This window comes from Domibacillus robiginosus (genome assembly GCF_000966195.1).
Taxonomy (GTDB): Bacteria; Bacillota; Bacilli; order Bacillales; family Domibacillaceae; genus Domibacillus; species Domibacillus robiginosus.
This window is the reverse complement of the sequence record NZ_LAHL01000035.1, coordinates 16,419-30,097: the sequence shown is the minus strand read 5'-3', so window position 1 is coordinate 30,097 and position 13,679 is coordinate 16,419. Positions and strand designations below refer to the sequence as shown.

The 13,679-nt window shown below is 44.9% G+C and carries 13 protein-coding genes; 4 read left to right on the top strand and 9 right to left on the bottom strand.

What is annotated here, in order from left to right:
- Positions 1 to 10: 10 nt before the first annotated feature.
- From VP97_RS16010 to VP97_RS16000, 3 genes are all read right to left on the bottom strand, one after another.
- Entirely contained in the window at positions 11 to 406 is a 396-nt protein-coding gene (locus VP97_RS16010) for a hotdog fold thioesterase (RefSeq protein WP_172656793.1), read from the bottom strand.
- Between the two features lie 51 nt (positions 407 to 457).
- The gene (locus VP97_RS16005) at positions 458 to 1,786 is read right to left on the bottom strand and encodes a Na+/H+ antiporter family protein (RefSeq protein WP_050182980.1); all 1,329 of its coding nucleotides are present in this window, start codon (positions 1,784 to 1,786) and stop codon (positions 458 to 460) included.
- 112 nt (positions 1,787 to 1,898) lie between these two features.
- The gene (locus VP97_RS16000; RefSeq protein WP_050182979.1) at positions 1,899 to 3,368 is read right to left on the bottom strand and encodes a leucyl aminopeptidase; all 1,470 of its coding nucleotides are present in this window, start codon (positions 3,366 to 3,368) and stop codon (positions 1,899 to 1,901) included.
- A gap of 50 nt (positions 3,369 to 3,418) precedes the next feature.
- Here VP97_RS16000 and VP97_RS15995 point away from each other — a divergent pair, with 50 nt between their 5' ends.
- Entirely contained in the window at positions 3,419 to 4,153 is a 735-nt protein-coding gene (locus VP97_RS15995) for a cobalamin-binding protein (RefSeq protein ID WP_050182978.1), read from the top strand.
- A 15-nt stretch (positions 4,154 to 4,168) separates the two neighbouring features.
- Here VP97_RS15995 and VP97_RS15990 read toward each other — a convergent pair whose 3' ends face one another.
- The 3 genes from VP97_RS15990 to VP97_RS15980 all read right to left on the bottom strand — a co-directional run bounded on the left by VP97_RS15990 (position 4,169) and on the right by VP97_RS15980 (position 6,486).
- On the bottom strand, positions 4,169 to 4,486 hold the full coding sequence (locus VP97_RS15990; protein WP_050182976.1) for a YuiB family protein: 318 nt from the start codon (positions 4,484 to 4,486) through the stop codon (positions 4,169 to 4,171).
- A 236-nt stretch (positions 4,487 to 4,722) separates the two neighbouring features.
- Positions 4,723 to 5,202, bottom strand: coding sequence for an NUDIX domain-containing protein (locus tag VP97_RS15985; RefSeq protein ID WP_050182973.1), 480 nt, complete (start codon positions 5,200 to 5,202; stop codon positions 4,723 to 4,725).
- A 66-nt stretch (positions 5,203 to 5,268) separates the two neighbouring features.
- Positions 5,269 to 6,486 (bottom strand): NAD(P)/FAD-dependent oxidoreductase, encoded by a 1,218-nt coding sequence (locus VP97_RS15980; RefSeq protein WP_050183052.1) that lies wholly within the window; start codon positions 6,484 to 6,486, stop codon positions 5,269 to 5,271.
- 284 nt (positions 6,487 to 6,770) lie between these two features.
- On the opposite strand from VP97_RS15980, the gene VP97_RS15975 reads away from it, so the two are divergent.
- Together VP97_RS15975 and VP97_RS15970 are read left to right on the top strand one after the other, a co-directional pair.
- Positions 6,771 to 7,724, top strand: a complete 954-nt coding sequence (locus tag VP97_RS15975) for an NAD(P)/FAD-dependent oxidoreductase (RefSeq protein ID WP_050182969.1) — start codon at positions 6,771 to 6,773, stop codon at positions 7,722 to 7,724.
- A gap of 50 nt (positions 7,725 to 7,774) precedes the next feature.
- The gene (locus tag VP97_RS15970) at positions 7,775 to 8,416 is read left to right on the top strand and encodes an SDR family oxidoreductase (protein WP_050182966.1); all 642 of its coding nucleotides are present in this window, start codon (positions 7,775 to 7,777) and stop codon (positions 8,414 to 8,416) included.
- A gap of 36 nt (positions 8,417 to 8,452) precedes the next feature.
- On the opposite strand, the gene VP97_RS15965 is transcribed toward VP97_RS15970, so the two are convergent.
- Both VP97_RS15965 and VP97_RS15960 read right to left on the bottom strand, forming a co-directional pair.
- Positions 8,453 to 11,704 carry a DUF6359 domain-containing protein gene (locus tag VP97_RS15965; RefSeq protein WP_050182963.1) on the bottom strand — a complete coding sequence of 1,084 codons (3,252 nt, stop codon included), beginning with the start codon at positions 11,702 to 11,704 and terminating at the stop codon, positions 8,453 to 8,455.
- A 407-nt stretch (positions 11,705 to 12,111) separates the two neighbouring features.
- Positions 12,112 to 12,498 carry a HesB/IscA family protein gene (locus VP97_RS15960; RefSeq protein ID WP_050182960.1) on the bottom strand — a complete coding sequence of 129 codons (387 nt, stop codon included), beginning with the start codon at positions 12,496 to 12,498 and terminating at the stop codon, positions 12,112 to 12,114.
- Between the two features lie 145 nt (positions 12,499 to 12,643).
- On the opposite strand from VP97_RS15960, the gene VP97_RS15955 reads away from it, so the two are divergent.
- A complete protein-coding gene (locus tag VP97_RS15955) occupies positions 12,644 to 13,330 on the top strand; it encodes a DUF2225 domain-containing protein (RefSeq protein ID WP_050182959.1) in 687 nt (228 codons plus the stop codon).
- Between the two features lie 52 nt (positions 13,331 to 13,382).
- On the opposite strand, the gene VP97_RS15950 is transcribed toward VP97_RS15955, so the two are convergent.
- Positions 13,383 to 13,619 carry a YuzB family protein gene (locus VP97_RS15950; RefSeq protein ID WP_050182956.1) on the bottom strand — a complete coding sequence of 79 codons (237 nt, stop codon included), beginning with the start codon at positions 13,617 to 13,619 and terminating at the stop codon, positions 13,383 to 13,385.
- Positions 13,620 to 13,679 lie beyond the last annotated feature (60 nt).

Genomic DNA, 13,679 nt, shown 5'->3' with positions numbered 1-13,679 from the left:
CGAACAGAATTTAAACGTTATGTTTCTTTTTAACCGCTACCGTACAGCGGGCCAAACAAATAAGTGCTCCCTCTTCATCCTTTATTTCAATTGACCAGACCATGGTCGATTTTCCGTGATGGACAACAACGGCTGTAGCTGTAACAAAGCCTTCTCGTTTTGATTTCAGATGATTGGCATTGATTTCAAGCCCAAAGCATATTTCTGAGCGGGGATCAATCAAAGCGGCCGCTCCAATACTTGCCGCTGTTTCTGCTAATGCTACCGAAGCACCCCCGTGCAAATAGCCAAAAGGCTGGCGTGTACGTTCATCAACGGGCATCTTCATGACGACGCATCCTTTTTCAACTTTTATCATTTCCATTCCAAGTGCTCCAAGTAATGTATGGTTGGTTTGAATATTCATGAAATCCTCTCCTTTTAAAAAAAGGCGCCTCCAGAAGAGGCACCTTTTTGATTATAACGTCATAGCGGCAATCCAGCCGAAAATAATAACCGGAATATTATAGTGGAGGAATGTTGGTACCACCGTATCCCAAATATGATTGTGCTGGCCGTCCGCGTTTAACCCAGACGTTGGCCCCAATGTACTGTCAGAAGCCGGTGAACCGGCGTCACCAAGCGCCCCTGCTGTTCCAACCAGAGCGATTGTAGCCAGCGGGCTAAAGCCGAGCTCAAGCGCCAAGGGAACAAAAATAGTAGCGATAATGGGAACTGTAGAAAAAGAAGAACCAATTCCCATGGTGACCAGCAGGCCAACTACAAGCATTAATAGGGCTCCAAGAGCTTTGTTTCCGCCGATTGCTGCCGCAGAGTTTTCTACTAATGTTGCTACATCACCCGTAGCTCCCATTACGCTGGCGAAGCCGGAAGCAGCAATCATGACAAAGCCGATAAATGCCATCATACGCATGCCGTTTGTTAGTAATTGATCTGCCTCACTCCAGCGAACGGCACGAAGTATATAGAGTATAATAATTCCGGCCAGAGCACCAAATACCATAGAGTCTGTTAATAGCTGTGCAGCCAGAGCAGCGATAATGGAAATACCTGCTGTGATCAATCCAGTAGTCGTATAAGCAGCTTCATGATCCTCTGACTTCATAGAAACCGGCAATTCCACCCGTGCATATTCCCGTGGCTTGCGGTACGTAAAGAAAACCGCAATAATCAATCCGACAAGCATACCGGCAGCCGGCAGCAGCATTGCTCCTGGCACCTGATCAATCGCTACTTCAAGGCCGCTCTCAGTCATATTGCTTGCGATGATCTCATGGAAAATCTGACCAAAACCAACCGGCAGCAGCATATAAGGTGTGACAAGCCCAAATGTTAAAACAGAAGCTGTCAATCGCCGGTCAATCCGCAATTCATTCATGATTTTTAACAAAGGTGGAATCAAAAGCGGGATAAACGCAATATGAACAGGTACCACGTTTTGCGAAAAGCAGGCCATAATTAAAATAACAAATAAAATGAGCGCTTTTGGCAGCTTTTTCGAGCGTGCCTCCTCTTTATTTCCAATAAACTTTAAAACAAAGGCAACGAGTGCTTCAGGAAGCCCCGTGCTTGATACCGCAACGGCAAACCCGCCGAGCATAGCATAGCTGAGCGCAACGTTTGCTCCACCGCCTACACCTTCAGAAAACGCGGCAATCGTTCCATCCATTCCAAGCCCGCCAATTAATCCGCCAACAAGAGCACCCATAATAAGGGAGAAAACAACATTGACGCGAAGCAGGCTGAGGATGAGCATGATAATGACCGCAAAAACAACTGCATTCATTTCTTTTATACCCCCAACACTTTAATCTGCTAAATTACTAAAGGACCGCTTAAAGATAGCAAATTGCCTGCCCGCTTGTCAATGCACTTTTCTACTATAATAAATAAACAAATTATTCAGATTGATCTGACAGTGCCAAAATGGCCAGTGTCCGTGTCATAACACCTGGCGTAAGCTCGGCACTGCCGGCAATATCAAGGTGTACCCACGGCGTACTTTCCGCAAATTCACCAATAAAGCCGCCGCCCATAATAGCATGGCCTTCACGTCCAGGTGAATTATTTAAATCGGCAACATCACTCGTGCGGATCCGTTTTTTATCATAATCCGTCAGCGGCAGCTGCCAGATCATTTCACCCGCTTCGTGTGATGCTTCCAGCACTTCTTCAAAAAACGGTTCATTATTTGTGAGCGCTCCAGTTTTATCTTTTCCAAGCGCAATCACAACCCCGCCTGTCAGTGTTGCGACATCGACAATTTTACCGGCGCGCTGCTGCTTCGCATACGTAATCGCATCCGCCAGCACAAGGCGGCCCTCCGCATCAGTGTTTTTCACTTCGATTGTTTTTCCTGATAAAGAGGTAATGACATCATCCGGCTTAAACGCATTTGCACTGATCACGTTGTCTGTAGCGGGAATCACCGCCATAACCGGCTGGTCTGGCTGTAGCTTTCCGACAATCTCCATAGCGCCAAGAACAGCCGCTGCTCCGCCCATATCCGTTTTCATGCCGACAATTCCATCTTTCGGCTTGATCGAATAACCGCCTGTATCAAACGTGACTCCCTTGCCGACAAATGTCAGTACATTTTCCCATGCGTCTGTTGGGTTATATTTGAGCGTAATCATTTTAGGCGGCTCAACCGACCCTTGAGCAACCGCTAGAAACGCCCCCATGCCGATTTTCTCCATATCTTCACGTTCCAGCACTTCTAGCTCAAAGCCATATTGTTCGGCCAATTGTTCGGCGTGAAGAGCCAGGTCACTCGCTGTCATCATATTCGGCGGGGTGGCGGTTAAACGAATCGCTGTGTTCGTACCATCTGCCATCGTTTTCCCTACTTCGCATGCCGCTTGAATTTCTGTCGGATCGGCTTCTGTATACACTACTACCGCTGATAATTGTTTTTCCGGCTCGTTTCCCGGCGTCCGGTAGCCTGTATACTCGAAGCGGGCCAAAAACAGCGCTTCCGTTAAAGCTTCAGCTGCTTCGACTGCTGTCACATTTTCAGTAACAAAAGAATCGAGCACAATGGCAATGGATTCCAGCCCGTATGACCTGGACTGTTTAGCCGCTTTTTGGACAGACCGGTGAATGGCATGAAAGTCTGCTTCTTTTTCTTTGCCCAGCCCTGCTGTGACGATTCGTTTGGCCGGAATATGGCCAAGAGATGGAATAATGGCTGTATGTTCTTCTTTCGCGGAAAGATCTCCGTTTTTCACAAGCTCTGTTAATTGTTCTGAAAATGCCTGATCCAGCGGCTGGAGCACGCCTTCAAACTTTAATGGCTTGTCGAACAGTCCGACAAGAAGGGCATCTGCTTCCGTTTCAATAAATGATTCGTTTTTAATTGTAAACACCTTCATCACCTCACATGTTATTATAGGGGAAAACGAATGGGAGTGTTGGAATGAGGATTGTATCCCTTTGTCCAAGCAATACCGAAGTATGCCAGTACCTTGGCCTGGAAGATCAAATTGTAGGAGTAGATGACTTTTCTGATTTGGAACGAACGAGGCTCGGTCCCGATTTATCTATTGATATGGATAAGCTGTCGGCTCTACAGCCTGATATTGTACTGGCTTCCCTCAGCGTACCGGGAATGGAGAAAAATGTAGCGGCGCTGGAGCAGCGGGACATTCCGCATATTATCACGAATCCCCATTCACTTGATGATATCGGGCACTCCATCGGGCAAATCGCTGACGTATGTGGAATAGACGGAAAAGAAGCTCAAAAGAGGTGGATCAATGCGCTCGAGCCATACAGGTCAAGAGTATGGACAACCCATACACGTCTTTACTGGGAATGGTGGCCAAAGCCGTTGTTCACACCGGGAGGCGCCAATTGGCTGACCGAAATCAGTGCATTGTGCGGCGGGACAAATATCTTTTCAGACAGACCTGAACCAAGCGTACAAACAACCTGGGAAGCCGTCATAGAAAAACAGCCGGATGTTATTTTGCTGGCCTGGGTGGGTGTGATGACGGATAAAGTAAATATCGACGTTGTTAAAAAGCGTCCAGGTTACGAAACAACACCTATTTTTGTGCTGGAGGAAAAGAATTTTTGCCGTCCTTCTCCCAATTTGCTTAAAGGGCTCAGGAAGCTAGATTTCCTTTTACACGACAAAAAACGACCTTGATCAGAGGCCGTCTTGTCAAAACATTTGGTAGCCTTTCGCACGAAGCAGCCGCATAACGAATCCGCTTCCAATTGCACCTAAAAAACCACATGACAAAATCGTAATGTCGACCGGCTGAAGCCCGACGATGCGCTCGCTGAGAATGCCGAATGACTCTCCTGCGTTAAACACGTAATCAAACGTGCTGATATTGTCCACAATTGCGATCGTAACAAGTGGATAAATAAAAGCCATAACCCAGGTCATCCGCAGCAGCATATTTAAAATAAACCCGATGCCAAAAAACAGCACAAAAAACAGCAAGGCCGACACGAGCACAGTGGCAATATGCATGAAGTCCTCCCCCTAACCTGTATATGTTTAAGTGTACTGAACCGGCTTCCAAAGGTCAATGAGCGAAAGTGTGACAAAAAAACAGCTTTTTCTTTTTCCAACTGGCAGCTGTCTGGATATAAAAAGCACCGGATACGAGGGGGATGCGTATCCGGTGCTTTATAAAAGTATTTCCTTTTAGAAAGGAAATAAACTTTCCCGTCTTAGTTTAACCATTTTTCTTTTTTTTATTCCTCTTATCCGAAAAAGCGGTACGCCGTGTAGCCAAATTGTGGCCCGGGGTCGGAGATGTCCTGAGAGGTTAAGCCTGGTGTTTCAAACGAGTCAATAACACGGCGCAAAAGCACTGATGTATCCCGACTTTCTTTCAATTCTACAACCGTCATCCAGCAGGCCTCAAGCAGCTCCCGTGCACATGCTTCCGGCTCTTTTTCTTCTACCGGCATCATGTGAAAAAGAATCATCGTATCACTTACATCGTGCCGGATAACTCCGGATCGAATCCCAGCCACTCCACATACGGACGCTTCAATCCCCGTTTCTTCCCGTACTTCTCGGACAGCTGCTTCATCAATCGTTTCACCGGCATCCACAAATCCAGCAGGCAGTGACCATTGACCTTTTAATCCTCCATATGCTTTTTTTACAACAAGCCAGCGTCCGCAGCTGTCAATCACAATACCTGCCGCAGCCAGCCATACTTTTCCCCGTTTCATCGGCACGCTTCCTTCCTTACGATCAATAAAAAAGAGCCGCTCTAAAAAGAGGGCTCTTTTGCTGTTTTACAGAATGTTGAATTTCCCTTTTTTCAAGACAAGTGAAGGGCCGCCGACCATAAAGAGCGCACGGTTATCAATCATTTTTTTCATAAACGAAGCTTTTGTGCCTGTAAGCTTTTTGTCAAATACGACGCCGATCGCATCGTTATCACCAAGCGAGCAAACAGTTCCCTTGATGTCAGGTGTGAACGTTTCAAGACCTGCTTCGCCTTTTACTAACTTCACAAGGTTCTTCGCAACCGTTTCACCCTGCTGCATGGCGATTTGCGCTGTTGGCGGGTATGGGCGATTGATTTCTTCGTTGATCACAAGTGAGCAGTCACCCAGGATGAAAATATCATCATGTCCAGGAGCACGCAGTTCAGGCGTCACTTTTACGCGCGCACGCATGTTTTCGATACCTGATTTTTCGATGATGCTGCTGCCGCGGACACCTGCTGCCCAGACAACTGTGCCTGCCTTGATTTCTTCTGTATCGTTTTCGCCTTTTGCCACAATAATACCGTCAGCTGTTGCGCCTTTGATCGGTGTACCGATTTTGAACTCAACGCCTTTTTTCTCAAGCTGGGCAACCGCATATTTAACAAGCTCAGGGTCAAAACCAGGCAGAACCATTGGCGCTGCTTCTACACAATACATACGGACTTTTGAGTAATCAATATCGTATTCTTTACAAAGCTCGGGAACACGGTTTGCAAGCTCACCAAGGAATTCGATGCCTGTAAAGCCGGCACCGCCGACTACAAATGTTAAACGCTCTTCATTTTTTTCTTCCTCGTTCGCGTATGTAGCAAACTGGAATTCAATATGATCACGCAGCTGGCGTGATGTATTGACATTTGAAATAGTGAAAGCGTGTTCTTTCAATCCTTCAATACCGAATGTTTCTGATTCCCCGCCAAGTGCGATCACAAGGTAGTCATACTCCACTTCACCTGTATTTAAAATAACTTTCTTTTCATCTGTTTTAATATCTTCTACTTCCGCGCGAATAAACTCTACTTTGCTGCGGTTGATGACTGCATCAATATCATAGCGTACGCGATCGTGATGCATGGTGCCTGCTGATGCTTCATGGAGCCATGTTGTTTCATAGTGGTAATCATTTTTGTTGATTAGCACAATATTCGCTTCATCAACAGATAATGCTTTTTGAAGACGTGTAACGGTAATAAGACCGCCATAACCGGCGCCTAATACTACAATTTTCGGCTTTCTCACTGTCATCTTTATCCACCTCTACTAAGATATTCACGCAAAGAATGTGATAGTCTTCACGTATAAGTTTAAAAAAATACCTTTTACAATTTGTCACAAAATGTTAACAATGTGCATAACTAGTTTTATCATAGACGCTTTGTCTGCTTTTTTCAAGTTATTTGGACAAGAAATTTCAAATGAGACTTCCTTCATGATTTTTTGTAAAATGAGAAATAATAAAGCATAAACAGCATATACATCATTCTTACGGCTTGTTTTACATAGCTCAAAAAGGGGGATTTAACATGACAGACATTACTATTATCGGGGCCGGTCCAACCGGTTTGTTTGCTGCTTTTTATGCCGGTATGCGCGGAGCGTCCGTTAAAATCATTGAAAGCCTTCCGCAGCCGGGTGGACAGTTATCTGCTCTTTACCCGGAAAAATTTATTTATGATGTCGCTGCGTTTCCGGCAGTGCGTGCCCAGGAGCTTGTAGACCGTCTTGTTGAACAAATGAACCGGTTTCCCGTTGAGCTTTGTCTTGAAGAAGCCGTTCAGTCTTTGGAGAAAAAGCCGGATGGAACCATTCTTCTTGAAACAGATAAAGGAAAGCACGAAACAAAAGCTGTTATTATCACAGCGGGCAACGGTGCTTTTCAGCCGCGCCGCCTTGAGCTTGATGGAGCTGATGCTTTGCCGAACGTTCATTATTTCGTGAATGACCTTGCTTCGTTTTCGGGACGCCGTGTCGCCGTTCTCGGCGGCGGTGATTCCGCTGTGGACTGGGCCATGATGCTTGAATCAGCCGCAGAAGAAGTAACCATCATTCACCGGCGCGACAAATTTCGTGCCCATGAGCATAGTGTCGACTTGCTTCATGAATCACGTGTTACCGTCATGACACCGTTTGTTCCTGTGTCATTTGACGGTCACACTCTTGCGCTCGAAGAAGTAAAGGGAGATCGAAAAGAAGCACTCGAAATCGATGACCTTATCGTGAATTACGGCTTTATTTCCTCACTTGGACCCATGAAAAATTGGGGACTGACGATTGAAAAAAACTCGATTGTTGTCAACTCACGGATGGAAACTAATATTCCCGGCGTTTATGCGGCCGGTGATGTAGCTACTTATGAAGGCAAGGTGAAACTGATTGCGACTGGCTTTGGAGAAGCGCCGACCGCTGTAAACAATGCAAAATCCTTTATTGATCCTGATGCAAAGGTTCAGCCGCTGCATAGTACCTCCTTGTTTTAACTCTCCTTATGGAGGGTATATAGATAGGAAAAGGAAAAGGGTGGTTCACTATGCATGTACTTGTGATTGGCGCAGCCGGTACAACGGGACGTCTCGTTGTACAAAGTCTGGCTGAAAACATTCAGCATCATGTGAAAGCAATGGTCCGTAAAACCGACCAGATGGCGGAGATGGAGCAGCTTGGCGCCAGACCGGTGCTGGCTGACCTGGAGCAGGACTTCAGCTACGCCATGAACGATGTAAACGCCGTTATTTTTGCAGCCGGCTCCGGTTCTTCCACCGGACCTGAAAAAACAACCTCCGTAGATCGAAACGGAGCCATTAAAGCGATTGATTTAGCTGTTTCACATGGCATTAACCGTTTTGTAATGCTCAGCTCAATGGGAGCAGACCGTCCCGATGCAGGCCCGGAACTGATGCAGCATTATCTTCAAGCAAAGCACGATGCTGATGCTCATTTAATGAAAAGCGGACTTACCTATACCATTATTCGACCCGGCGCTCTGACTAATGAGGCGGGAAGCGGAAAAATTGACGCGGCACCTCAATTAGCCGACCGCACCAAATCAATTGCTCGTGCCGATGTGGCCGGGGTGCTCGTCCAAAGTCTGCTTGCACATGAAACAGAGAGCCGTATTTTTGAGATTATAGAAGGCGACGTTCCGATTGCGGAAGCGCTCAAAAAAATATAAAAAAACCGCCCGGCTGTCGGGCGGTTTTTTTACTGCTTAAGAAGCAGCAGGTTTTGTTGTTTGCTCTTCCTGCGAATTTGTCCATTTTTGAACATTTTCCTCGCCAAGGAAGGTTACATCCTGTTTCGTTTCTAGTCGAACTTCTTTTACTTTTGCTCCACGCAAATCAATGACCTGTCCTTTTTGCGGCGTGGAAATGATAATTGTATTGTTTGCCAGTCCTTCTCCTTGAAGCACTGCAGAATGCTTGATGACAATCCCTTCCTTAAATACGGATTGTGCATCTATATCCACATGAACACCTGGCTTTGCAATGGTGATTTTCTTGGCTTGCATATTTTTAATATAGCGAATATTTTCCGTGTTTGGTTCATCTGCGAAAGTCGTATGGATTACGACTGGATCATGATCACTGGCACGTCCATGCTCTTCCATGAATTGCGAGTTGGTATGAACAATATCTACTTCCGTCGAAGAAGCCATATTGTTTGTCACCAAAATATGATCAAGCACTTGTGCATTCCCTTGATAAGAATAAGTGAACCGCTCATCTGCCGGCACTTTTTCAATCATATTTGTTAACTCGGCTCCTTTTAAGATAGAAAGCGAATCTGTAAACTCGAAGTCATTAAAATCGCCGACAAGTACTACATTCGCATCAGGATCAGCTGCTTTTACATCCTTCACAAAGCCGTTTACAATAGCAGCAATTTTCTTACGCTGAATCTCACTGCTTAAAATAGGCGGCTGATTTTGTCCAAATAGCGGCTCATCCCCACCTTTAGAATTAAAGTGGTTGGCCACCACAATGACCTTTTCTCCATTAAACATAAATTGTGCTGCGACCGGTTTCCGGCTGCTTTCAAACGCCTCATTTTGCGGATCAATCCGGCCCGGGTTTACTGTTAATTTTCCATCTTTATAAGCAACCGCTTCTGTTGGGCTTCCTTTTTCTCCTTCTACAAGTGAAACACGCTCAGGATTATACAAGAAACCGACGCGAATATTTCCGCCGGGCTGGCCGCCGTCCATTTTATCCTCCGGTACTACATCTGTGTATACGTAAGATGGCCCTCCAAGCGCTTTGATCGCCGCAATTAACGCAGCAGCACTTTTTGATGCATCCGTCGTTCCAGAATCAGCCGGTCCATCATTGTCCTGCACTTCTGTCACACCTATAATGTCCGGTGATTTCATTCCACTTACAATCCCTGCTGCCAGCCGGTTTGTTTTATCTTCACCGGAAACAGTTGAGAAGTTTTCAAGATTGTACGAGGCAATCGTTAAACTATCTTTTGTTCCAGTAAGGGTTGTTTCTTCTCCCTTTAATCCTCCGTCAATCAGCGCTGGCACTTCATCAACGAGTACTTTAAAGTTACTGAATCCGTAGCTGACGACACCCTGCACGCTTCCATTAAAGGAATCTCCTGTTTTGGCAACGAATTTTTCATCGTCCAGATCAAGGTGAATGCGTTCCGGGTTGAAATCATCTGCCGAAATGCGAAGAGCACCAGCCGTTGTATTTGTTTCCATATTGCCCGGTACCACTACAACCTCTCCGTATCTTTGCGGGGCCACAATTTTCGGTTTGTTTACTTGAATAAGCATTCCCTCTACGCTTTCGAAAAAGTCAATTCCGTCCTGCTCCGGATCAAATGTGTTAAGTTGGTCGTTATCAATTACTTTCGTCGGCATCATTCGATCTTCATTTAAAACGACCGGCTGAGGAAGCGCATATCCGGATTCTTTTTTCTCTATAGCAGAAGCGTTAATTTCTGTGACAGGAAGGTCGGTCTGCAGCTTTTCCGCATACCCTTCGAGCACCCATTCTTTTACCGTTCCGTCTACTGAGACAAGATCCCCTTTCGCCAAGCCGTGAGACTTCTTGTAAACAAGAATTCCTTCAGATGTTTGGTCGTTATCATCTGCTTCCACACTTTGCATGTAGAAATTGCTGCTGTCAACAATATGAGTGACAACCCCTTCTATGTTTTCAACAGACAAATTGTTATAAGGAGATGTATGTCCGGCACCTTGAATATCATGAATTCGGATAACATCCTTTTGAATCACATACGTGAATTCCGTTACAGCACTGCCGTTTAATCCTTCCTTGAATGCACGTGCGTTAATTGTCGTATCTGCATCAATTGTGATCGCCTCTGTATAAGGTGTGCTGTTCTGATCAGGTACAGATCCATCTGTTGTATAGCGAATTTCCGCTCCCTCTGTTGAAGAAGCAAGGGTAACCGCTGTTCCTGCTTCTACAACACCAGCCGATGGATTTGCTGTTACCGGCTGTACAGTAGAGGAGTCCGCCGTAATATCTTCCGCTCCGCGCGGGATAAGCTGATAGGTGTTGTTGTAAGAGCCGAGCACACCTGTAATAGAATCATAGTTTGTATTGGCTGTTAACAGACCTGCATCCTGCGGGCGAATTTGAAACGTGTTTCCTTCACTATCCGTCGCTGTGTAGTTTCCGCCAGAAAAAGTTGACACAGACACCTGCTCTATTTTCACAAGCATCCCTTCCACTTCTTCCTTCAAGTCTGATGCGGTAACTGTTTTAGGAGAAGGAACCTCTCCTTTTCCTAAAACAGTTACACCGCCAGCTTGAACGGCGATTTCAAGAAGTGTGTTATAATCATCAATTTTCCCTTTTGCATCTACTTTGTCCCCAACTACTACATCCATGCCATTTCCGTACAAAACAATACCTGCTTCTTCGTCCTGTATATAAACTGTATTGCCCAGGACAGCAGTGACAGTTCCAGACGTCGATACATTTGTGCCTTCCGCTTTTTGGCGGACGGATGAAATTGACTCTTTCTCTACGTCTACCGGTTCTTCAGGCAGCGTAGGTTCTTCTGTGTTTGTCCCATCTACAAAAGTAATCGCGCTGGGTGATTTCAAACCCGGTACAGCAAAGTAAGCTGTTAGTGTACCAGTTACCCGCACTTTTTTGCCTAGATTTTCAGGATGGTCAGCTAAATTAATACCATTACGAAAATCCGTTGTCAGCTGAACGGGTAAAATCTTGGCCGGATCTGTTTCTCCTGCCTGATCAGCAATGCCAAAATTTGTATCCTTATATTTAGCAGGATCTGTTGTATAGCTGCTTCCTGATACCGCATAGCCGACAATATACCCTTCTACCGTGGCTGTACCTGAATTGCTGGCAATGGCGTCTCTAACGGTTATCGATGCTGCACTCACCTGCACTTGTAGCGGAAGCAAAGTACCGATCAAGAACGCAACAATCAATAAAGCTTGTACAATCTTTTTCACTGATAAAGCCCCTTTCTATGTGTGGTTGGTCGTTCGGTAAATACCTCCCTCATTGTAATCTACTTTCTATTTTAAAATAGAATCTTTACAGATAATTTAAAAAACTTTAATAATAGGATAAAACAGGAATAATTTCCTTACTGTTATCTTCGTTTAATTATCACTTTGTCCTATTGTATCTAAGCCTTTTCGTATAGGAACCATTTTACTGTCCATATTAAAAGCAAAACTTTTTAGGAGGCAGCAGTTTGCACAACGATCTCTGGCTTGGACAATTGCTTTTTTTGATTTTTGTTTTTTTCTTCGTCGTAATCCCCCTTATCTCGGTCTGGTTCACGCAAAAAAAGAAATCCAGTCAATAAAAAAGCCAGGCTGTATCTATTGATACAGCCTGGCTTTTTTCGATATTAGCAGTTTTCCGGTGTTCCGGTTTCTGTTTTTGTACGGAATGAGGAGCCGCAGCCACATGAAGCAATTGCATTTGGGTTGTCGATCGTAAATCCGCCTCCCATGAGTGACTGCTTGTAATCCACCACAGTACCATTTAAAATGGGGGCATCATTTTTTGCTACTACGATTGGAATACCGTGTTGCAGCAGCTCGATATCGCCTTCTTCTGCTTCAGGTGTAAAGCCCATCCCGTAGGATAGTCCACTGCATCCGCCTCCATGAACAGCTACCCGCAGAAACGAACCTTCCTCTTCGTTTTGCTTCATCATATCTTTTATTTGAAAAGCCGCAGCTTCCGTAATTGTTACTACTTGTTGATCCGACAAAGGAATCTCTCCTTTCATTTTCTTTTAGTATACGGTGAATCAAACAAATCCTCAAATGAACCGCTCAATGATTTTTTAGCCAAAACGATTCTTTTAACCCTTAATTCCTGTATAATAAAATAAGTAAAAAGACCTCAACAAAAAACAAAAAGGAGGATTAACCGTGTCTGATGCCCCATTATTTTATGATAAATCCATGAAGTGTCCTCATTGTAAACTATCCTTTAACACGACAAAAGTCCGTAAAAGTGCCATTAAAGTCATTGGTCATGACACAGATTTAAAACCGCTTTATGAAGCAGGAGGCGTGAATCCTCTTTTTTATAACGTTCATGTCTGTATGCATTGCGGCTACTCCTTTACAGAGGATTTCACTCCGTATTTCGCGCCAGGTACAGCAGAGGTGTTAAAAGCATCTGTTTCCGATCACTGGGTAAAACAGGACTTCAGCGGCGAGCGACTGCCGGTCAAAGCAATTAAAAGCTACAAGCTGGCTCTTTACTCTGGTGTACTCAAAAAAGAAAAGCATTTAACCCTTGCCGGACTTGCTCTTCGTACTGCCTGGATTTACAGGGACATGGGACGCAATAAAGAAGAAAAGCGTTTTTTATCCATGGCTGCTCGTGAATACGAGGAAGCTTTTTCAACAGAAGACGTAGCAGAAAAAATGTCTGAAATTAAAGTATTATATTTACTTGGCGAGCTCAACCGAAAGCTGGGACGCAGAGAGCAGGCTGTTTCCTATTTTTCGAAAGTGATTGAACGCCAGCGTGATTCCAATGAAAAACAAATTATAGAAATGGCCCGTGAGCGATGGCATGAATTACGCAGCCAGGCGAAAACAACGTAAAAATCCACATAAAAAACCGGCTGCTTTAGCCAGCATCCGGTTTTTTTGATGTTTAAAACAGCCACGTTTGGTCAATATGTGTATATATATTCGAAACAAGCTCGTCCGGTGTCGCTCCATTTACCACTTCTCCATTCACAAGTGCAAAGGGGGATTCCGAGCAGCGTGTACAGTAGCTTAAGCATCCATATTCAATAACATCTAAATTCGAATCCTGTTCCAGCTTTTCAAATGCTTCCTGTGATCCGCTTGCTAAATTGCTGACACAGAACTCAATAATTGGCTTCATTTTTTTCTTCACCTCACCCATTTATTGTACTATCATTTACATGCAGAAAAAAGCGTGAAG